We start from the raw sequence: 19,989 nt of genomic DNA, 5'->3' as shown, positions 1-19,989 counted from the left end.
CCGGCGATGGTAAACGGCCCGTTAGGGATGACGGGTCAATGCTGACCGGCAAAGCCTGACCAGAGCGCCCGACCATGACCGCCTATCGCGCCCGCCTTACCGAGACCGACATCCGCCGTCTGATCAAGGCGACGGACGACGACGAACGGGCCGCCGCCGCGCACAAGCTGTGCCGAAGCATGGACAAGGCCGAGCTGACGGGGATCGACCGGGATGCGGCCCAGAAGATCCTGCGTATGCTGGCCCAGGACGCGGCCGAGTTGGTGCGGCGCGCCATGGCGGTGACGCTGAAATCCTCGGACCTGATTCCTCGCGACGTGGCTCGCAAACTGGCCGCTGACGTGGACAGCGTGGCCCTGCCGCTGATCAATTTTTCGCCGGCCTTCAGCGACGAGGACCTGATCGAGATCGTGCAGGCCGGATCGGCCCTGCGGCAGGTCGCCGTCGCCGGTCGGCCGGTGGTTGGTCGTGACGTGGCCACCGCCGTGGCCGAGCTCGGCTGCGAGCAGGCGGTGCGGACGCTCGCGGCGAACGACAACGCCGATGTCGCCGAGGCCGCTCTCGACCGCTGCGTCGACCGTTTCGGCGCCTCGCCCGAAGTCGTGGCCGCCATCGCCTATCGTCAGGTCCTGCCGCTGTCGGTGACGGAGCGGCTGGTCGAGCTGGCCTCGGAGGCCGTCCGCGAGCATCTGGTCACCCGCCATGCCGTGGCCCCCGAGACGGCCATCCGTTTGGCGGCCTTCGTGCGGGAGCGGGCGACCGTCGACCTGGTCGACCAGGCGTCGAACCAGGCAGACCTCGCCACCTTCGTTTCCGGGCTCAACGCCCGCCGCGCCCTGACCGGATCTCTGCTGTTGCGGGCGCTGGCGCGGGGACAGATGGGGCTGTTCGAATACGGGCTGGCGGAACTGGCGGGTACGCCGCACCCGCGCGCCTGGCTGATGATCCATGACGCGGGACCGCTGGGACTGAAGGCGATCTACGATCGCGCCGGCTTGCCGCCGCGTCTGTTCCAGGCCTTCCGGGCCGGCGTCGACACATGGCGCACGCTGCAGGCGGAGGGTGTGGATACGGCCGGCGATGACTTCCGCCAGCAGATGCTGCAGCGCTTCCTCACGCAACGGCCGAACGCGCCGCGGGAAGACCTGGCCTATCTGATGGAGCGTCTGGACCAGGAGCCGGCGCCCGTGCGCGCCGCCATCGGCGCAGCGGCCTGATCCAATTGAAAACGCCCGCCGGCCGGCGGGCGTTTTGCTGATCTGGTGACCGTCTTCAGCCCAGGTGGTCGGCGACGCCGGCTTCGAGGCTTTCGGCCAGGGCGCGGCCCGTCGGATGGTCATCGGTCTGGATCTGGTCGCGCACCACGGCCTTGATGGCGTCGATGTGGGCGTCGATCAGGACCCGCGGAGCGGCCATGCGCTTGGACGGATCATCCATCATCTTGCACAGCGAACCGGCCAGGCGGGTGACCAGCGGATACTGGTAGGTGGCGCCGAGACCCTTCAGGTCATGGGCGCGGAAGTAGAGGGCCTCGGCGGTCTGGGCGTTGTAGCCTTGCGCGCGAATGTCGGTCTGGGCCTTGTCCAGCTTGACGATCTCGTCCTGGAGCCATTGGCCGAACTGCGACGACATCGCCTTGAGCGCCTCCTCGGCCTTGGCGATGGCGGCCGCATCAATGCCGCCGAACGTTCCGCCCACCTTGAGACGCAGCGTATTGGGCGGGCGGATGACCTGGGCGGAATTGCTCACGGCGAGCTCCTGACGAAGAAACCGGCACATGGTGAGGGGACAGCCTTAAGAACCGGTGCACGGCTCTCAGGAGGCGAACTGTTCCGCCAGCACGCGCTCCTCGAACGAGCGGCCCGCGTCGAACAACATGGTGAGGGCGATGTCGCGGCGTTCGCGCACCTCCACGCGGTTGACGCGACGGACTTCGAAGCTGTCTGCCGTGGCGCTCACCGGACGCTTGTCGGACTCGAGCACTTCGAAACAGACCTTCGCGGTGTGGGGCAGCAGGGCGCCCCGCCAGCGCCGGGGCCGGAAGGCGCTGATCGGCGTCAGGGCGAGTACCCGGGCGTCCAGCGGGATGATCGGGCCATGGGCTGACAGGTTGTAGGCGGTGGAGCCGGCGGCCGTGGCGACCAAGCAGCCGTCACAGGAGAGCTCTTCCAGCCGAACCCGGTCGTCGACCGTGATCCGAAGTTTGGCGCTCTGCCGCGTCTGCCGCAGCAGGGACACCTCGTTGATGGCGAGCCCGGAGTGCACCGATCCGCCCTCGGACCACGCGTCCATCTGCAGCGGGTGGATGACCGCCCGACCTGCGGTGGCGAGCCGCTCGGGCAGGCCCTCCTCGACGTAGTCGTTCATCAGGAAGCCGACGGAGCCGCGGTTCATACCGAAGACGGGCGTGCGCCGCTGCAGGTTGGCGTGGAGGGTCTCCAGCATGAACCCGTCACCGCCGAGAGCGACGATCACGTCCGCGGATGCGGGCTCAGCCGACCCGTAGAGCTCCACCAGCCGCTCGCGCGCCGCCATGGCCTCGGGACGGTCCGAGGCGGCGAAGGCGATGCGGAGATCGGACTGGGTCACGGGCCTACGCAAGCCGAGCCGACGGGCGAAGTCAAACCGCCCGGGCTTCGGTCCTGACCAACGCGCGGAACGACCGCGCTGCCGAGGCGGGAGAAATCGCCCCCCGCAGCCACACCCGATCACCCACATCGCCCGGGAACCCGTCGTTCAGAATGCGGATCTCAGCCAGCAAGGCGGGATACACCGCGCGATCCACGCCGACCGAGGCGCAGGCGTAGAACAAGGCCTCGGGACTCTTCGAGGCGAGCGCTTCGCGGACTTCCGACACGGTGAAGCCGCCCAAGGTGGCCAGGGCGTGGACGAACAGCCCGAGGCGGCGCTCGCGCACCGCCCGAACAAGGTAGCCGGCGCGCAACTGCCCGGCCGCCTGGAGCTTGGCGACGAGCCGCCGCTCCATCTCGTCACGATCGGGGTCGCTGGTCGAAACGGGCACCATGGTCTGGGAGCGGGCGTCGTAGACCGCCTGTGTAATGGCCGGGGCGAGCTTGCGCTCATCGACGTCGAAACGGGCGCAGATCGACTGGCGCAGGGCGACCCCGACCCATTCGTACATCTGTTCGGCGAGTTGCGCAGTGAGACGCGGGTGGCGGGTCAGGGGGCCGCGCAGGGCGGCGACCCGCCGCGACTGCTCCACCAGCCGGCGGATGCCGTCGAGGCTGATTTCGGCCGTGCGGTTAAAGGCGAGGGCGGTCAGGGTGGCCGGTTCGCCGCGCTCGATGATGGCGTCGGCGACACGTCCGCCGAGTTGCGGCCGGCGGGCGATCTCGATCTGGTGTTCCAGCGTCGCTTCGACCAGCACCCGCATCAGATCATCGTCCTGCAGGATCGGGCTGGCTGCGAGAACCGGCCGGGCGATCTCGATTTCGTCGAGTGCGAGAACATTGATCAGGGCGGGCGGCGCCCAGTCGGCGGTGGCCAGACGTTCGGACAGGATCTTGCGAACGTCGCGCTCGGCCTGACGGGCCAGCGTCAGGAATATCTCGCCCAGCACGGGCGACAGCTCGCCCGTTGGCGGCCGCGCATCGCACAGCGCCACGACACCGAGCAGCAGCCGCTCCCGCGAGTCCGCGCTGGGGTTGCGCGCCAGGGCCAGTAGGTCTGGATACGCCGGCGGCGAGGCCATGGGAGGGGAGCGGAACTGAGCGACGGTCAAGGGCGTCTCCGGCGCGCCGACGATTCGGCTCATCAAAGCCTAGCCGCAGGCCGCTAAGGCAGGGTTAACGGAAACTGAATCTTGACGACGGCCCCACCCGGCGCGAGCGTGCCGCCGCGCATAACGAACGGGACCCGGATCATGGCCGATGGAACGACCGCCTCGCTGAAGTCCCGTGTCTCGGAGGCCGAGTGGAACGCTCGTGTCGAACTGGCGGCGCTTTACCGGCTGGTGGCGCTGCATGGGTGGGACGACATGATCTTCACCCACATCTCCGCGCGCGTGCCGGGACCCGAGCATCATTTCCTGATCAATCCGTACGGCTGGTATTTCGAGGAGATGACGGCGTCCTGCCTGGTGAAGGTCGATCTGGACGGGAACATCGTTCAGGACACGACCAGCTTCATCAACCCGGCGGGCTTCACCATCCATTCCGCCATCCATGCGGCGCGGGAGGATGCGCATTTCGTCATTCACCTGCATACGGTCGCCGGCGTCGGCGTGGCGGCCCAGCAGGAGGGACTGCTGCCGCTGGGACAGAATGCCTGCCTGCTGCAGCACCAGGTCGCCTACCACGGCTACGAGGGACTGGCGCTGAACCACGACGAGCGCGGGCGGCTGGTGGCCGACCTCGGCGACAAACCCCTGATGCTGCTGCGCAACCACGGCACCCTGGCCGTCGGCCAGACCGCTGCGCAGGCGTGGATCGGCATGTTCTTCCTCGAGCGGGCCTGCGCCCAGCAGGTGGCGGCCCTTTCGGTCGGACGCGAGCACGTGCTGATGGCGCCCGACGCCGCCCAGGCGGAGACGCGCGAGCAGGGCAAGGGCATCGGCTTCATCTCGTCCCTCGCCTGGCCGGGGGCGCTTCGAATGCTTGATCGAAGATCGCCAGGCTACGACGTGTGAAGGCCGCCGGGGGGCTGCTGATCGCACTGCTCTTCGCGGCCCACGGAGCGCCGGCCGCGGCCGGCGCCTGGACCCAGCCCAAGGGCAAGGGGCAGGCGATCTTCAAATTCGAGCAGATGACCGCCGACCGTGGCTTCGATCCTGACGGCGTTCTGCTCGCCTTGCCGGCGGAACGTCGGGACACCTCGCTCGGCGTGTTCGCCGAATATGGCCTTACCGACCGGCTGACGGTTCAGTTCAAGGGTGACTGGCAGTCCGGCGAGGACGCATTCGTCGACTTCGAGGGCCGCGGACCGCTCGAGGTCGGGGTCACCTGGCAGGCGTGGAGAAGCGACCAGACCGTAGTCAGCCTGTACGCGGGCTATGCCGACGGCGGCGCGGGACGAAACGCGGGCTATGCGCCGCCGGGGCAGGGCGACCGCGATTGGGAGGTCCGCGCGTCGGTTGGTCATTCGCTTGAAAAGAAGCTGGGTCCGCTGCCTGCGGGCTCGTTCTTCGAGGTCCAGGCGGCGCGTCGCGTTCGGCAGGATCTGCCTGATGAGGTGCGCATCGACCTGACCGCCGGCATCCGGATGAGCGAAAACTGGACGCTGCTGACGCAGGCCTATGGGGGGCAGGCGGATGACGGCGGACCACAATGGCTCTCACTTGAAACGTCGGTGGTCCGGGACCTCGGCGACTGGAGCCTGCAGGCCGGCTGGCGGCAGACTGTCGCAGGGCGGGAAACGCCGGAGGCCAGCGGCCCGATCGTCGGGCTCTGGCGGCGATTCTGACGCGGCAAGTTTCGAGCGTCCAGGGCGACGGATTTCAAAATGCCGGGCGTTGCACAGACTTTGGTTGCGTCGACGGCGGGAGCCGCTAAGTCGGCTCGTCCCTCGCCCGGAGTCTGCGCCGCGTGATCAAACGCCACTTCTTCCTCGCCGCCGCCGCCGTTCTGCTCGGCCTGATGGTCGTGGCCGTGATCCTGCGGATCGCCTTCGCGGGCGATGAAAAGGGCGCGGGTCCGGGCGGACGTGGCGGTCCCGGAGGCGGGCGCGGCCAGACTGTGTCGGAGGCAGTCGCCACGCCGCGGCAGTTCAGCGACCAGATCCGCGTTCTGGGCGTGGCCAGGGGCCGCCGCTCCGTCAACATCACCTCGTCGACCAGCGAACTGATCACGCGGGTGCTGTTCACCGACGGCCAACGAGTCGCGGCGGGCACGCCGCTTGTCGAGCTTCAGGCCCGGGAGGAGGACGCCGGCATCATCGAGGCCCGCGCCCGCGTCGATCAGGCCCAGCGGCAGTATGACCGCTACAAGGAACTGGCGGACCGGGGCGTCGCCCCGCGCGCCACCGCCGAGCAGTATCTGGCCGAACTGCAAACCGCCCGCGCCTCGCTGACGGCGGCGCAGGCGCGACGCGGCGACCGGGTGATCCGCGCGCCCTTCGCCGGCGTGCTGGGGCTCAGCTCGGTCACCGCCGGGACCCTGATCAATCCCGGCGCGGTCATCACCACCCTGGACGACATCGACGTGGTCCGGGTCGATTTCCCGGTGCCGGAACGCTACCTCGGCGTGCTGCGCCAGGGGACATCGATTACCGCCACGGCCGACGCCTTCGGCGAACAGAGCTTCGGCGGGCGCATCGCCCTGATCGATACGCGGGTGAACGAGCAGACCCGCTCGGCCACGGCGCGGGCTGAAATCCCCAATCCCGGCGGGCGCATCCGCCCCGGGATGCTGGTGCGGGTCGCCGTTCAGCAGGGTGTGCGCATCGCCCCGGCGGTGCCCGAAGCGGCGGTGCAGTACGAGGGCGATGGAGCCTTCGTCTACCGCATCGCGCGCGGCGAGCGTGGGTCCACGGCGCAGCGGGTCGAGGTTGAAACCGGCGCCGTAGAAGGCGGCTTCGTCGAGATCGTCTCGGGGCTGAACGCCGGTGACCGGGTGGTCGGGTCTGGCCTGAACCGCATCCAGCCGAATGCACCCGTGCGCGTCGCCGGCGCCGGAGGCGGAGCCCGCGGCGGAGCGCCCGCTGCCGCCCGGAGCGCCGCGAAATGATGCTGTCCGACGTCGCCGTGCGCCGCCCGGTGTTCGCCGCGGTGGCGGCCATCGTGCTGTGCGTCATCGGGGCGGCGGCCTTCTTCTTCCTGCCGGTCCGCGAGCTACCGGACGTCGATCCGCCCATCGTCTCGGTCAACACCAGTTACGCCGGCGCTTCGGCCGAGGTGATCGAGAGCCGGATCACCGAGCCGATCGAACAGCAGATCGCCGGCATCCAGGGCGTCGAGCGGATCAACTCGACCAGCCGCGATGGGCGTTCGAGCGTGTCGATCGAGTTCTCGCTGGACCGCAACATCGATGACGCGGCCAACGACGTTCGCGACCGCGTCTCCAGGGTCGTCGGGCGCCTGCCGGACCAGGCCGACCCGCCCGAGGTCGCCAAGGCCGACACAGACAGTCAGCCGATCATGATCCTGTTCCTCCGGGCCAATGGCATGAGCCGGCTGGAGCTGACGGACTATGCCGACCGGTACCTGATCGACCGGCTGGCCACCGTGCCCGGCGTGGCGCAGGTGCAGATCTTCGGCGAGCAGCGCTACGCCATGCGCGTCTGGCTGGACCCCGCCGCCATGGCCGCGCGCGGCATCACTGTCACCGACGTCGAAACGGCTCTGACCGCGCAGAACGTCGAACTCCCCGCTGGCTCGCTGGAGTCCGGCCAGAAGGACTACACAGTCCGCGTCGCCCGGACCTATGCGCGCCCCGAGGATTTCCGCCAGTTGCCGATCGGCACTCGTGGCTCCAGCTCTACCGCTACCGGCGCGCAGAGCACGGGCACGGCCCAGAACGTCAATTCGGCTACTGCCCTGCCCAGCGGGGCGAGCGGCGCACTGCAAGGCAACGCCGCCTACGTCACACGCCTGGGCGATATCGCGCGGGTCGAAGAAGCGCCGGCCGAGGACCGCCGTCTGTTCCGCGGTAACGGCGTCGACCAGATCGGTCTGGCCGTGACCCGTCAGGCCCAGTCGAACGACCTCGCCATCTCCGAGGGTGTCAAAGAGATGCTCGAGGAGATCCGGCCCAGCCTGCCGCCGGGCGCCACCCTGACGGTGGGATCGGACAACTCGGTCTTCACCTCCCACGCCATCGAGGAGGTCTGGATCACCATCGGCATCTCCATGGTGCTGGTGGCGCTGGTCAACTTCGTCTTCCTCGGCAGCCTGCGGGCCGCGTTCATCCCGTCGATCGTGGCGCCGATCTGCCTGCTCTCGACGTTTATCGTGCTGGCCCCGCTGGGCTTCTCGCTGAACCTGCTGACCCTGCTCGCGCTGGTTCTGTCGATCGGGCTGGTCGTTGATGACGCCATCGTGGTGACCGAAAATATCCAGCGCCGCCTGGATCACGGTGAACCGCCGCTGGTTGCGGCCGAGCGGGGCGCGCGTCAGGTGTTCTTCGCCGTCGTCGCCACCACCGTGGTGCTGTTGTCGGTATTCGCGCCGCTGCTGTTCCTGCCGGGCTATGTGGGACGTCTGTTCGTCGAACTGGCCGCCGCCATCGCCGCCGCCGTGGCCTTCTCCGCCTTCCTCGCCCTCAGCCTGTCGCCGATGCTGGCGTCGAAAATCCTGAAGCCGGCTTCCGGTTCGGGATGGGTGGCCAAGCGGGTCGACTGGTCCATGGAGAAGCTGCGCAACTCGTACAAGAACTCGCTCGAAGCGCTGCTTGGCCGACGTATCGCCGTCATCGGGGTCGGTGTGCTGATTCTGGTGGTCGCTGTCGGCGCCGTCGGCATGTTCCTGAAGCTGCCCAATGAGCTTGTGCCGCCCGAGGACCGGGGGCGGGTGCAGATCCGGATTCAGGGTCCCGAGGGTGCGGGCTTCGACTACACCCGCAAGATCATGCTCGGGCTGGAGCCCATCCTCGCCGACTACAAGGAGAACGGCGAAGCCGAGAGCTATCTGATCTCCGCGCCGGGTTTCGGCGGCGGCAGTTTCAACTCAGGCAGCGGCAGCCTTATCCTGTCCGACTGGTCCAAGCGCGACCGTCCGGCCGATGCGATCGCCCAGGAACTGAACGGCAAGCTGCGCGGCCAGACCGACGCCCAGGTCAACGCCAGTGTCCCCGGCGCCTTCCAGCGCGGCGGCGGCAACTCCAACTCGGTCGAGATGATCGTCACCGGCTCGGAGTACGAGGACATCTATCAGTGGCTGCAGCCGGTGCTGGCGCGGGCTCAGGAGTATCCGGGGTTCTCGCGACCCCGCCTGAACTATGAGCCCAATGCGCCGCGCCTGCTGGTCGATGTCGATCCGGAGAAGGCCGCCGCGCTTGGGGTCTCGTCGCAGCAGGTTGGCCGTGCGCTGGAGACCATGTTCGGTTCGCGCCGCGCCACCACCTACATCCGCGGGGGTCAGGAATACGACGTGATCCTGCAGACCGAGCGGGCCAATCGCCGCAACGTCAGCGATCTGGAGTCCCTGTACGTCTCCACGGGCGGCGGCCAGCTGGTTCCCCTCTCGGCGGTGGTGACCACCGAGACCTCCGGCGATACGCCGGACCGTCGCCGACTGGACCGGCAGCGCTCCATTTCCCTGCAGGCGGATCTGAACCCGGGCACCACCCTCGCCGACGCCGTGACCTTCCTGAACCAGGTCGCCACCGAACAGCCGCAAGGCGCGGTGACGACTCAGTGGGGCGGCGCGGCGCGGGATCAGCAGGAGGCCGGCGGCGCGGTCGGCGCGGCGTTCGGACTGGCGCTGCTGCTGGTCTTCCTCGTGCTGGCGGCCCAGTTCGAGAGCTGGATCACCCCGGCGGTGATCATGCTGACCGTGCCGCTGGCCGCGGCCGGCGGGCTGTTCGGTCTGGTCATGGCGGGCTCGAGCCTGAACATCTACAGCCAGATCGGGCTGATCATTCTGATCGGCGTGGCGGCCAAGAACGGCATTCTGATCGTGGAATTCGCCAACCAGCTTCGCGATCAGGGGCGGAGTATCTCCGAGGCCATCATTGAGTCCTCGACCCTACGTCTGCGCCCCATCATCATGACCTCGATCGCCACCGCCTTCGGCGCCTTGCCGCTGGTGCTGTGGCAGGGGGCGGGGGCGGGCAGCCGTCAGACGATCGGCGTGGTCATCTTCGCCGGGGCGATGTTCTCGACCCTGCTGACGCTGTTCGTCGTGCCGGTGATCTATGGGGCCCTGGCCCGCTTCACCAAGTCGCCCGAATACACCGCGCGCAAAATCGAGGAATGGGAGGCCCAGGAGGTGCGGGCCAACGACGCCCTCCCCGCCGCCGCCGAATAGGTCAGGTAGCAGGAGGCGGCGCGTATCCCGTCTCGACCTTGAGGAAGGCGATGACGTCGCGGCGGTCCGCGGCGTCGGGGATGCCGGGGAAGCTCATCTTGGTGCCTTTCAGGAACGTCCGCGGGTTCTCCAGCCAGTGGTCCAGCCGTTCAGCGTCCCAGGCGAAACCGGCCTGTTTGACGGCGGTTGAGTAGTTGTAGTTCGGGTGGCCGCCGGCCTGACGCCCGAAGACGCCGTACAGGTTCGGCCCGGTCATGTTCGAGCCGCCCTCGTTGATCGTGTGGCAGGAGCGGCAGCGGGCGAAGACCCGGCGGCCGTTGTCGAGATCGGCCTGATTATACGGTGCGGGCAGGGCGGCGAGCAGGGCCGCCTTTTCCGCCTCCGTCGGGGCAGGGCGGGCGGACGCCGATGGCGCGGCGGCGTTGTCGCCCTGGCTGCAGGACACGAGGCAGACGCCGGCGAGGGCGATCAGAGCGGAACGGTGCATGGGAGGCCTCCTCAAGCGGCCACTGATAGCGCAAGCCGGGCCTCGAGCAACGGCCTGCGACGCTTCGGCAGGGTGGACGGACGGCTATCGCACCTGATAATCAGTGTCAGAAAGGCGCGGCCCTCGCGCCGCTGCGTGAGCGTCATGTCCGACACCATCCGTCTCAGCCAGGCCCGCCGCGGGGATCGCGGCGTCATCGTTCAGGTCGGCGGTCACTGCCATCACGACGAGCATGCGCTGGAGCTGGAGCGGCGGTTGCTGGAACTGGGCTTCGTCGAGGGTGCGCGGGTCGAACTGCTGCACGAAGGTCTGCTGGGCCGCGACCCTATCGCGATGAAGGTGGACGACATGCGCGTGGCCCTGCGCCGGCACGAGGCGGCGGGTCTGACGGTCCGCGTGGAGCCGGCGGCGTCTGGCGCGGCGGCGGCGGTCGAAGCCGCCCGGGTTCCCGCCTGATGGACATGGCCGTACGGAGCGCGCGGGTCGCGCTCGTGGGAAATCCCAACAGCGGCAAGACGGCGTTGTTCAACGCCCTGACCGGCGCGCACCAGAAGGTGGCCAACTACGCCGGCGTGACCGTCGAGCGGAAGGAAGGCTTCATCCGCGGCGGAGAAGGACGGACGATGTCCGTGCTGGACCTGCCGGGCACCTATTCCCTGCGCGCCCGCAGCCCCGACGAGGAAGTCACCCGGGACGCTGTTCTGGGTCGACTGGCCGGAGAGACGCCGCCGGATGTCATCGTCTGCGTGGCCGACGCGACCAACCTTCGGCTGGTGCTGCGGCTGGTGCTGGAGCTCAAGGCCGTCGGACGGCCGATGGTGCTGGCGCTGAACATGTACGACATCGCCCAGCGTCAGGGGCTGCGGATCGATCTGGAGCGGTTGTCGGCGGAACTGGGCCTGCCGATCGTGACCACGGTGGCGACGCGACGGCGTGGCGTCGACGATCTGGTCGCTGCTGTCGAGGCGGCGGCGGGCGCCTGGTCTCCGGGCGCGGAGATGGCGTGGACGGCGCCCGACGCGGCGGCGCTGCGTGGGGCGGCGCGCGAGGCCGAGCGGATCATGAAGGCCTGTGTCCAGCCGCCCGAGCGGCCCGACACCCTGACGGGCCGCATCGATTCCGTGCTGCTGCATCCGGTCGGCGGGCTCGTCATCCTGATGGCGCTGCTGTTCGTCATGTTCCAGGCGGTCTTCACCTGGGCGACGCCGCTGATGGACGGCATCGAGGGACTGCTCGCCGGACTGGGCGCATGGGTGGCGACCGTGATGCCGGATGGAATCTGGCAAAGCCTGATCGTCGACGGACTGATCTCGGGCGTGGGCAGCGTGCTGGTCTTCCTGCCGCAGATCCTGATCCTGTTCCTGTTCATCATCCTGCTGGAGGACTTCGGCTATATGGCCCGGGCCGCCTTCCTGATGGACCGGATCATGGGCGGGGCGGGGCTGCACGGGCGCGCCTTCATTCCGCTGCTGTCGAGCTTCGCCTGCGCGATTCCCGGTGTCATGGCGGCGCGGGTGATCGACTCCAAGCGCGACCGCCTGACCACGGTCATGGTCGCGCCGCTGATGACGTGTTCGGCGCGCATCCCGGTCTACACGCTGATCATCGCCGCCTTCATTCCGAACCGGACCGTGTGGGGCTTCGCCAACATGCAGGGGCTGGTGATGTTCGGTCTGTATGCGGCGGGCATCCTGAGCGCGCTGGTGGTGTCGTTCGTCATCCGCCGCGTGTTCTGGCGAGGAGCGGTCGAGCCGTTCATGATGGAACTGCCGGCCTACAAGACGCCGGATCTGCGCAGCGTGGGGTTCAACCTGTGGCTCAGGGCGCGGATCTTCCTCGAGCGGGCGGGGCGGATCATCCTGCCGCTGATGGTGCTGATCTGGGTGCTGTCGACCTTCCCCTATCCGCCGGAGGGCGCGACGGGGCCGGCTATCGACTACAGCTTCGCCGGCAGGCTCGGCCACGCGCTTGAGCCGGTCTTCGCGCCGATTGGTTTCAACTGGCAGATGGTGATCGCCCTGATCCCGGGGATGGCGGCGCGGGAAGTCGCCGTCGCTGCCTTGGGCACTGTTTACGCCATCGCCGATCCGGAGAGCGCGACCAGCCTGCTGGGCGTGACGCTGGCGGCGCAGTGGTCGCTGGCCACGGGTCTGGCCTTCCTGGCATGGTACATCTTCGCGCCGCAGTGCGTGGCGACGCTCGGGGTGGTGAAGCGCGAGCTGAACTCGTGGAAATGGATGTGGGTGATGGTCGCCTACATGTTCGGCCTGGCCTATCTGGCGGCGTTCGTGACCTACCGAGCGGCCGTGGCGCTCGGCGGAGGTTAACCGAACCGTTCGCCCGTTGGGTGAACCATGGTTGACAAAACGTTAGAAAATCGGCGATTCGTCCCGCGTCCGGGGGAATGAATATGCTGTCGCCACTGAAGCCTCTGCTCTGCAGGCATGACTTTTACTGGTCCGAGCGCCATCGCTCAGACCGTTGCCGTCGATGCGGGAAGACGCAGGCGGCTGGTCCGCTCGACGTTTCGGGCGACGAGACGGCGCCCGCTGCAGTCGGAGAGATGGCGGAACTGGCGGCGTTGCCGCTAGCCCTGGACGCCCTGCCTGACTTCACGCCGGCGGGCGGCGTGTTCATCGATTTCCCCGAACCGCAGCCGCAGCCCTTGCCGGCGCGTGCACCCGCGTTGATACGGCCGAGCACCAAGGTGCTGAAGGCGCAGGCGCTGGAGCGGCGGGAGATGCTGCTGGCCCTGATCGATCGTCTGGCCGAAGGCAGCCGGCCGACCCGGGAAGAGGCGATCGACGGCATTCTCGCGGTCATCGAGGATGCGCATTCCGCCGAGCCGGTGCTGTTCGGTTCTGACGCCGCGGGGCATTTCGCGCGCCTGCATGACGCCCGGACGGCGCCGCGATGCTGAGCGCCGGCCACACCGTCGCCCGGCCGTCGAGCCGGGGCCGCACCCTGGGAGCGGTGATCCGGGGCCTGTTCTGCCGGCATCAGTGGGACACGAGCCGGAGCCGAAAGGGCACCTTCGTCTGCCGCGGCTGTGGAGCCCGCAAGGGCTGACGGACCGGTGCCGGTTGCAGGAATCGAACCCGCGACCTTCGGTTTACAAAACCGCTGCTCTACCAGCTGAGCTAAACCGGCGTCCGTCGTGACGGCGGCCCTTATGCTGGCGCGGCGCGCCGGGGTCAATCGAGGGCGGCGGCGATCCGGTCTGCGAGGGCGCGGAGGGTGTCGGGATCGGCCATCGGCGCGTGGCCGTGACCCTTCATGGCGCGGTCAGACCAGCGCGGGATGACGTGGAAATGCAGGTGGAAGACGGTCTGGCCGCCGGCCTCGCCGTTCAGCTGCATGATCTGGAAACCCTCAGGCTCCAGCGCCTTGACCACGGCGCGGGCGGTGCGCTGGGTGGCGCCGATCAGGCGGCCGAGCGCCTTGGGCTCGATCTCCAGCAGGGTGCGGGCGGTGGAGGTCTTCGAGATTATCAGGACGTGACCCTCGGACTGGGGGAAGACGTCCATGAAGGCGAGGACGTGATCGTCCTCCCACACCTTCACCGAGGGGATCTCGCCGCGGAGGATGCGGGCGAAGATGTTGTCGGGATCATAGGGCGCTTGCAGGGTCACGGGAGGCTCCGGGCGACGGTCATCTGAGGGTAACAACGGCCGAACGGGGAGGGGAGCCCCGGCGGCGGTCGGGTGTTATGGTCAAGGTCCAAAGGGAGTCGGCCATGCTGCGTTTCATCGTCCAGTTTCTCGTCACCTGCCTGGCCCTGTGGCTGGCCGCGGCCGTGGTGCCGGGGGTCGGCTTCAGCGACACGCCGTCCCTGTTGCTGGCGGCGGTGCTGCTGGGCGTGGCCAACGCCATCGTGCGGCCGATCCTGACGGTGCTGACCTTCCCGCTGACGATCATCACCTTCGGCCTGTTCCTGCTGGTGGTGAACGCGGCGGTGATCGGACTGGTCGCGGCCCTGCTGGGCGGGTTCGTGGTCGACGGGCTGGCGGCGGGCATCGGCGCGGCCATCGTCACCGGCGTGGTCAGCTGGATCGCCGGCTGGTTCGTCGGCGACAAGCGGCGCGCTGACTGACCCATCAGACGTCTTTCCGGAAGGGCGAGAGCTCGGCGGCCATGACCTCGATCTCGGCGTCGACGGCGGGGCGTTCGCGCGCCAGATAGTCGGCGACGGGGCGGCGCAGGGCCGGGTCGGCGATCCAGTGGGCGGAGTAGACCGGGCTGGGCAGGTAGCCGCGGGCGATCTTGTGCTCGCCCTGGGCGCCCGCCTCGACGCGGGACAGGCCTCGCTCGATGGCGAAGTCGATGGCGCGGTAGTAGCAGAGCTCGAAATGGAGGAAGGGGACCTCCTCCAGCGCGCCCCACTGGCGGCCGTAGAGGGCATCGCGGCCGATCAGGTTGAGGGCGCCGGCGACCGGCGTGTCGTCGCGGAAGGCCATGATCAGGGCGATGCGGTCGGCCATGGTCGCGCCGATGCGGCTGAAGAAGTCCCGGGTCAGATAGGGGCGGCCCCACTTGCGCGAGCCGGTGTCCATGTAGAAGGCGAAGAAGGCGTCCCAGTGCGCCCCGGTGATGTCCGCGCCGGTCAGGACGCGGATGTCGAGCCCGGCCTGGGCCTCGCGGCGTTCGCGGCGGATGGTCTTGCGGCGGTTGGACGAGAGGGCGGCGAGGAAGTCGTCGAAGGTCTGGTAGCCGCCGTTGCGCCAGACGTACTGCATGTCCTGCCGCTGCAGCAATCCGGCCTCGCCCATGGCGGACCAGTCGTCCGGGGTGGGAAAGGTGACGTGTAGGGAAGAGACGCCGAGCCGCTCGGTCAGGGCCAGGGCTCCCTGCAGCAGGGCCTCGCGGACAGTGGCGGCGTCGGCGTCCGGGTGGGCGAGGAAGCGGGGGCCGGTCACCGGGGTGAAGGGCACGGCGCCCAGCAGTTTGGGATAATAGCGGCCGCCGGCGCGCTCGTAGGCGTCGGCCCAGCTGTGGTCGAAGACGTATTCGCCCTGGCTGTGGCCCTTGAGCCAGAGGGGCATGACGCCGAGCACGCGGCCGGTGTCGTCGACCAGCGACAGGTGGCGGCCGGCCCAGCCTTCGCGCGGGACGGCGCTGCCGGACGCCTCGCAGGCATCGAGGAAGTCGAAGGAGACGAACGGGTCGCCGGAGGGGGAGGCGCAGGCGTCCCACGCCTCCCGGCCGATGTCGGCGACCCAGTCGTTTACGCGGATGGTGAAGGTCACCGCACCTCGACGATGGCGTCGACTTCGACGGCGAAGCCGAGGGGGAGTTTGTAGACGCCGACGGCGGAGCGGGCGTGGCGGCCCTTGTCCCCGAAGACCTCGACCATCAGGTCGGAGCAGCCGTTGATGACGGCGGGGATGGCCTCGAAGTCGCCGGCGGCCTGAACGAAGCCGCCCAGTTTGACGACGCGGACGACGCGCTCGAGGTCGCCGTCGAGGGCCGCCGAGATCTGGGCCAGCAGGTTGACGCCGCACATGCGGGCGCCCTTGACCGCGTCCTCCTGGGAGACGTCGGCGCCGACGGTGCCCTTGAGACCGCCCGAGGCGTCGTTCGAGAGCTGGCCCGAGATGTGGAGCAGGTTACCGGTCTGGACGTAGGGGACGTAGTTGGCCACGGCCTTGGCGGGTTCCGGCAGGGCGATGCCGAGTTCGGCGAGGCGGGCGGCGACGGTCATGGGAGGCTCCTGATGGGGTTTGGCGCGGTTTAGCGCGCGGGAGGCGCGTCGTCGATGCGGTCACGCGGTCCGGACGGTGCGGACTGAAAAACTGCGTCCGAAGAGTGCGAAGCGTCCGAAGCGTCCGATGCGTTCACAGAGTCCGATGAGTCGTCCGATGAGTCCGTCTTTGCGCTGGCGGGGGCCTTGTTGGATTCGGGATTCGATTGTCAAAGACCGGCGGGTGGAAGCGAACGGAAGCATTATACGGTCGCGGGATAGCGTGCGCAGAAGATCGGGTTGAGAAAAGGGGATGTGTTTGAAGCTGCAGGGGTTTCCAGGCGCTGTCCGACTATAGAAACGCGGATTGTAAGCACAGCGTCACAGGCTACCTTCTCCCCTTGAGGGAGAAGGTGGGCCGGAGGCCCGGATGAGGGGGCTGTGTCCACTTCTCCAATGCGCAACGATCGGCGGCTGGCCGGAGAGATGGGTGTCTCACCCCTCATCCGCCCCTCCGGGGCACCTTCTCCCGCAAGGGGAGAAGGAAGCTATGGTTTCAGCGCCCGTCCAGCGACCACCGCCCCGGCGCCGAATTTGGCGCGGAGGCGGTCGATGGCGGTTTCGGTCTTGAGGGTCCGGGCTTCCGGGGAGTCGAACAGGGCGGTTGGGGTTTCGACGGCGTCCTGGACGTCGCCCATACCGATGCCGATGAGGCGGTAGGGGCGGCCGAGTTCGGGGGCGAGGAGGTCGCGGGCGGCGGCGAACAGGGCACGGGCGGTCTGGACGGGCTCGGGCAGGCTGACCCGGCGGGTGACGATCTTGAAGTCCGTGCGGCGCAGTTTCAGCACGATGACGCGGCTGGCGACGCCGTCGCGGCGAGCCTTGGAGGCCAGCTTCTCGCACAAGGGCCAGAGTTCGGCCTCGAGGTCGGCGCCGGAGGTCAGGTCCTCGTTGAAGGTGGTCTCGGCGCTCATGCCCTTGCGGTCGTGCTCTGGCTTGACGGCGCGGGCGTCGCGGCCGTGGGCGAGGTCGTGCAGGCGCAGGCCGGTCTCGCCATAGCGTCGGACCAGGTCGCGCAGGTCGGCGGCGGCGAGATCGCCGACGGTGGCGAAGCCGTCGCTCTGCAGGGTCTTGCGGAACACGGGGCCGACGCCGGGCAGGATGCCCACAGGCTTGGGCGCCAGAAGGGCCTGCGCCTCCGAGCCGATGACCGACAAGCCGCGCGGCTTGTCCAGCTCGGAAGCGACCTTGGCGAGGAAGCGGTTGGTCGCGAGGCCGATGGAGACGGTCAGGCCGGTCTCGTCCTCGATCCGCTTCTGCAGCCGGATCAGCTGGAAGGCAGGTGGGCCGCCGTTGAGGCGTTCGGTGCCGGCCAAGTCGATCCACGCTTCGTCCAGCGAAAGGGTCTGGACCAGAGGGGTGAGTTCACGGACAGCGCCGAAGATGGCTTCGCTGGCGGCGACGTATTTGCGGAAGTCGGGCTTGATGACGACGGCGTCGGGGCAGGCCTTGAGCGCCTTGAACATCGGCATGGCGGAGTGGACGCCGTAGAGGCGGGCCACGTAGCAGCAGGTCGAGACCACGCCGCGCTTGCCGCCGCCGACGATGACCGGAAGGTCGCGCAGCTCGGGCCGGTCGCGCTTTTCCACCGAGGCGTAGAAGGCGTCGCAGTCGAGATGGGCGATGGTCAGGCGGTCGAGTTCTTCGTGGAAGACGATCCGGCGCGAGTCGCAGGCCGGGCAGCGCTCGAGGCGGCTGTCGGCGGTGTGGAGGCAGTCGCGGCAGATGGATTTCATCGGAGGCATGTCGATGCTCGACATTATCCCGCATCCGCGGGGATTACCCCACTGCTTTCGTCATCCTCCGGCGAGCAGAGGGAGGCCGGGGGACCCAGCGGCGCCGAAGGCGATCTGTTCAGGCAGGCTGTGTCGGTAGCGGTTCTCCCGACAGGTTCGCGCTGGCGCGCGCCGCTGGGTCCCCCGGTCTGCGCCGCGAAGACGCGGCTTGCCGGAGGATGACGAAAGCAGTGGAGGGCGCTTGTGGCCGCTTCACGTCAACTTAAGAGACCGTGGGCCAAGGTGCACCCGAAGAAGGCGAACAAGCCTCCGCGCAACCGCGCTTCCCAGGAAGCGAAACAGGCCGGGTGATGATGTCGAAGACGGTCCTCATCGTCGAGGATAACGAGCTGAACATGAAGCTATTTCATGATCTGCTCGACTCGCAGGGGTATCGCACCCTTCAGACCCGCGAGGGTCTGCAGGCGCTTGCCCTGGCGCGTCAGCACCGGCCCGACCTGATCCTGATGGACATCCAGCTGCCCGAGATCAGCGGTCTGGAAGTCACCAAATGGCTCAAGGACGACGAGGAGCTGAGCCACATTCCGGTCATCGCCGTGACCGCCTTCGCCATGAAGGGCGATGAGGAGCGGATCCGGCAGGGGGGCTGCGAGGCCTATATCTCCAAGCCCATCTCCGTAATGCATTTCCTCGAGGTGGTGCGGAAGCATCTGGGGCCGGTGGAGGCGCTAGTTCCATGACCGCCCGCATCCTTGTCGTCGACGATGTCGAACCGAACGTCCGCCTGCTCGAGGCCAAACTGACCCTCGAATACTATGAGGTGCTGACGGCGATGGACGGCGCGACGGCGCTGGAGATCGCGGCCGAGGAGCGGCCGGACATCATCCTGCTGGACGTCATGATGCCGGGGATGGACGGGTTCGAGACCTGCCGGCGGCTGAAGGCCGATCCGGTGACGCGGCATATTCCGGTGGTGCTGGTCACCGCGCTGGACGGGCGCGAGGACAAGATCAAGGGACTGGGCGTCGGGGCCGACGACTTCGTCACCAAGCCGATCGACGACGTGATCCTGTTCGCCCGCGTGAAGTCGCTGGTGCGGCTGAAGGCCGTCATGGACGAACTGCGCGAGCGCGAGGAGAGCGGCCGCCGCATGGGGGTCGATTCGGACGGCGCCGGGCGGCTGCGCGGCTCGGGCGGCCGGGTTCTGATCGTCGACGACAACGAGCTGCAGAGCGGCAAGATGATGACCCATCTGGCCGGCGAGCACCGGCCCGTTGTGGAGACGGACCCGGCGGCGGCGCTGATCGCGGCGCGCGGGCCGGTCGATCTGATGATCATCAATGTGTCGAGCAGCGGCTTCGACGGGCTGCGGTTCGTGGCCCAGGTTCGGTCGAGCGAGGCCTCGCGGCGGACGCCGATTCTCGCCGTGGTCGATCCGGCGGACCGGCCGCGCCTGCTGAAGGCGCTGGAGCTGGGCGTCAACGACATCCTGCCGCGGCCGGTCGATCCCGAAGAGCTGATGGCGCGGGCGCGGACCCAGATCAAACGCAAGCGCTATGCAGACTTCCTCAAGGAGAAGCTGGATTACAGCCTCGAGATGGCGGTCACGGACGCCCTGACCGGGCTGCACAACCGCCGCTATATGGCCGGGCAGCTTCAGGCGATGGTGGGCCGGGCGGCGCAGGGCGGAGACCCGGTCGCGGTGCTGGTCATGGACATCGACCACTTCAAATCGGTGAATGACAGCTTCGGCCACGACGCCGGTGACGAGGTGCTGCGCGAGTTCGCGGTGCGGCTGGCGACCAATGTGCGCGCCATCGACCTGCCGTGCCGTCTGGGCGGCGAGGAGTTCGTGGTGGTGATGCCCGGAGCGGCGCTGGAAGACGCCGCGCGGGTGGCCGACCGCATCCGCCGCGACATAGAGGCCCAGCCGTTCCCGATCATGGGCGGCTCGGAAGGGCTGACCATCACCGTCTCGATCGGCGTGGCGGCCAGCGTGGCCGGGGATACGCCGGAAGCCCTGCTGAAGCGGGGCGACGAGGGCGTCTATGAGGCCAAGGCGCACGGCCGCAACCAGGTCATCGCGCGGGCTGCCTGAGGCGGC

Annotated in this window: 19 protein-coding genes and 1 tRNA gene; 11 read left to right on the top strand and 9 right to left on the bottom strand. The window is 68.6% G+C overall.

Annotated elements, in window-relative coordinates:
* Positions 1-74: 74 nt before the first annotated feature.
* Positions 75-1,217 carry a SpbR family protein gene (gene spbR, locus GGQ87_RS14885; protein ID WP_168049065.1) on the top strand — a complete coding sequence of 381 codons (1,143 nt, stop codon included), beginning with the start codon at positions 75-77 and terminating at the stop codon, positions 1,215-1,217.
* Between the two features lie 55 nt (positions 1,218-1,272).
* Here spbR and GGQ87_RS14880 read toward each other — a convergent pair whose 3' ends face one another.
* The 3 genes from GGQ87_RS14880 to GGQ87_RS14870 are packed head-to-tail and all read right to left on the bottom strand — an operon-like array spanning position 1,273 to position 3,742.
* Positions 1,273-1,779, bottom strand: coding sequence for an Hpt domain-containing protein (locus GGQ87_RS14880; protein WP_168049063.1), 507 nt, complete (start codon positions 1,777-1,779; stop codon positions 1,273-1,275).
* A 36-nt stretch (positions 1,780-1,815) separates the two neighbouring features.
* Complete coding sequence (locus GGQ87_RS14875; protein WP_342448379.1) at positions 1,816-2,589, bottom strand: NAD kinase; 774 nt, start codon at positions 2,587-2,589, stop codon at positions 1,816-1,818.
* A 31-nt stretch (positions 2,590-2,620) separates the two neighbouring features.
* Positions 2,621-3,742, bottom strand: a complete 1,122-nt coding sequence (locus GGQ87_RS14870) for a DUF2336 domain-containing protein (RefSeq protein WP_245161632.1) — start codon at positions 3,740-3,742, stop codon at positions 2,621-2,623.
* A 141-nt stretch (positions 3,743-3,883) separates the two neighbouring features.
* On the opposite strand from GGQ87_RS14870, the gene GGQ87_RS14865 reads away from it, so the two are divergent.
* The 4 genes from GGQ87_RS14865 to GGQ87_RS14850 all read left to right on the top strand — a co-directional run bounded on the left by GGQ87_RS14865 (position 3,884) and on the right by GGQ87_RS14850 (position 9,922).
* Entirely contained in the window at positions 3,884-4,648 is a 765-nt protein-coding gene (locus GGQ87_RS14865; RefSeq protein ID WP_168049059.1) for a class II aldolase/adducin family protein, read from the top strand.
* The gene (locus GGQ87_RS14860) at positions 4,645-5,421 is read left to right on the top strand and encodes a hypothetical protein (protein WP_342448378.1); all 777 of its coding nucleotides are present in this window, start codon (positions 4,645-4,647) and stop codon (positions 5,419-5,421) included. The genes GGQ87_RS14865 and GGQ87_RS14860 overlap by 4 nt, the downstream gene beginning before the upstream one ends.
* Before the next feature lie 122 nt (positions 5,422-5,543).
* Positions 5,544-6,683, top strand: coding sequence for an efflux RND transporter periplasmic adaptor subunit (locus GGQ87_RS14855; RefSeq protein WP_168049057.1), 1,140 nt, complete (start codon positions 5,544-5,546; stop codon positions 6,681-6,683).
* The gene (locus GGQ87_RS14850) at positions 6,683-9,922 is read left to right on the top strand and encodes an efflux RND transporter permease subunit (RefSeq protein WP_209282636.1); all 3,240 of its coding nucleotides are present in this window, start codon (positions 6,683-6,685) and stop codon (positions 9,920-9,922) included. The genes GGQ87_RS14855 and GGQ87_RS14850 overlap by 1 nt, the downstream gene beginning before the upstream one ends.
* A 1-nt stretch (position 9,923) precedes the next feature.
* On the opposite strand, the gene GGQ87_RS14845 is transcribed toward GGQ87_RS14850, so the two are convergent.
* Complete coding sequence (locus GGQ87_RS14845; protein ID WP_168049053.1) at positions 9,924-10,409, bottom strand: c-type cytochrome; 486 nt, start codon at positions 10,407-10,409, stop codon at positions 9,924-9,926.
* Between the two features lie 144 nt (positions 10,410-10,553).
* Here GGQ87_RS14845 and GGQ87_RS14840 point away from each other — a divergent pair, with 144 nt between their 5' ends.
* The 3 genes from GGQ87_RS14840 to GGQ87_RS14830 all read left to right on the top strand — a co-directional run bounded on the left by GGQ87_RS14840 (position 10,554) and on the right by GGQ87_RS14830 (position 13,329).
* The gene (locus tag GGQ87_RS14840; RefSeq protein WP_168049051.1) at positions 10,554-10,865 is read left to right on the top strand and encodes a FeoA family protein; all 312 of its coding nucleotides are present in this window, start codon (positions 10,554-10,556) and stop codon (positions 10,863-10,865) included.
* A complete protein-coding gene (gene feoB, locus GGQ87_RS14835) occupies positions 10,865-12,736 on the top strand; it encodes a ferrous iron transporter B (protein WP_168049049.1) in 1,872 nt (623 codons plus the stop codon). The genes GGQ87_RS14840 and feoB overlap by 1 nt, the downstream gene beginning before the upstream one ends.
* A gap of 236 nt (positions 12,737-12,972) precedes the next feature.
* The gene (locus GGQ87_RS14830) at positions 12,973-13,329 is read left to right on the top strand and encodes a hypothetical protein (RefSeq protein WP_168049047.1); all 357 of its coding nucleotides are present in this window, start codon (positions 12,973-12,975) and stop codon (positions 13,327-13,329) included.
* 157 nt (positions 13,330-13,486) lie between these two features.
* Here the strand turns inward: GGQ87_RS14830 and GGQ87_RS14825 are convergent.
* Positions 13,487-13,559 (bottom strand) — tRNA-Thr (locus tag GGQ87_RS14825).
* A gap of 44 nt (positions 13,560-13,603) precedes the next feature.
* Positions 13,604-14,041, bottom strand: a complete 438-nt coding sequence (locus tag GGQ87_RS14820; RefSeq protein WP_168049045.1) for an HIT domain-containing protein — start codon at positions 14,039-14,041, stop codon at positions 13,604-13,606.
* Between the two features lie 104 nt (positions 14,042-14,145).
* Between GGQ87_RS14820 and GGQ87_RS14815 the strand changes: the two genes are divergently transcribed.
* Positions 14,146-14,502, top strand: a complete 357-nt coding sequence (locus GGQ87_RS14815; protein WP_168049043.1) for a phage holin family protein — start codon at positions 14,146-14,148, stop codon at positions 14,500-14,502.
* Positions 14,503-14,506: 4 nt separating this feature from the next.
* Here GGQ87_RS14815 and GGQ87_RS14810 read toward each other — a convergent pair whose 3' ends face one another.
* The 3 genes from GGQ87_RS14810 to GGQ87_RS14800 form a co-directional block, all read right to left on the bottom strand.
* A complete protein-coding gene (locus GGQ87_RS14810; RefSeq protein ID WP_168049041.1) occupies positions 14,507-15,655 on the bottom strand; it encodes a GNAT family N-acetyltransferase in 1,149 nt (382 codons plus the stop codon).
* A complete protein-coding gene (locus GGQ87_RS14805) occupies positions 15,652-16,110 on the bottom strand; it encodes a RidA family protein (protein ID WP_168049039.1) in 459 nt (152 codons plus the stop codon). Before GGQ87_RS14805 ends, GGQ87_RS14810 begins: the two co-directional genes overlap by 4 nt.
* A 527-nt stretch (positions 16,111-16,637) precedes the next feature.
* Entirely contained in the window at positions 16,638-17,885 is a 1,248-nt protein-coding gene (locus GGQ87_RS14800; RefSeq protein WP_168049330.1) for a DNA polymerase IV, read from the bottom strand.
* Positions 17,886-18,238: 353 nt separating this feature from the next.
* On the opposite strand from GGQ87_RS14800, the gene GGQ87_RS14795 reads away from it, so the two are divergent.
* Positions 18,239-18,625, top strand: a complete 387-nt coding sequence (locus GGQ87_RS14795) for a response regulator (RefSeq protein WP_209282572.1) — start codon at positions 18,239-18,241, stop codon at positions 18,623-18,625.
* Positions 18,622-19,983, top strand: a complete 1,362-nt coding sequence (locus GGQ87_RS14790) for a PleD family two-component system response regulator (RefSeq protein WP_168049035.1) — start codon at positions 18,622-18,624, stop codon at positions 19,981-19,983. The genes GGQ87_RS14795 and GGQ87_RS14790 overlap by 4 nt, the downstream gene beginning before the upstream one ends.
* Positions 19,984-19,989 lie beyond the last annotated feature (6 nt).

Origin of the sequence: Brevundimonas alba (genome assembly GCF_011927945.1) — a bacterium.
Taxonomy (GTDB): domain Bacteria; phylum Pseudomonadota; class Alphaproteobacteria; order Caulobacterales; family Caulobacteraceae; genus Brevundimonas; species Brevundimonas alba.
Note: the sequence above shows the minus strand (reverse complement) of the source record. Positions and strands in the feature narration are given on the sequence as shown.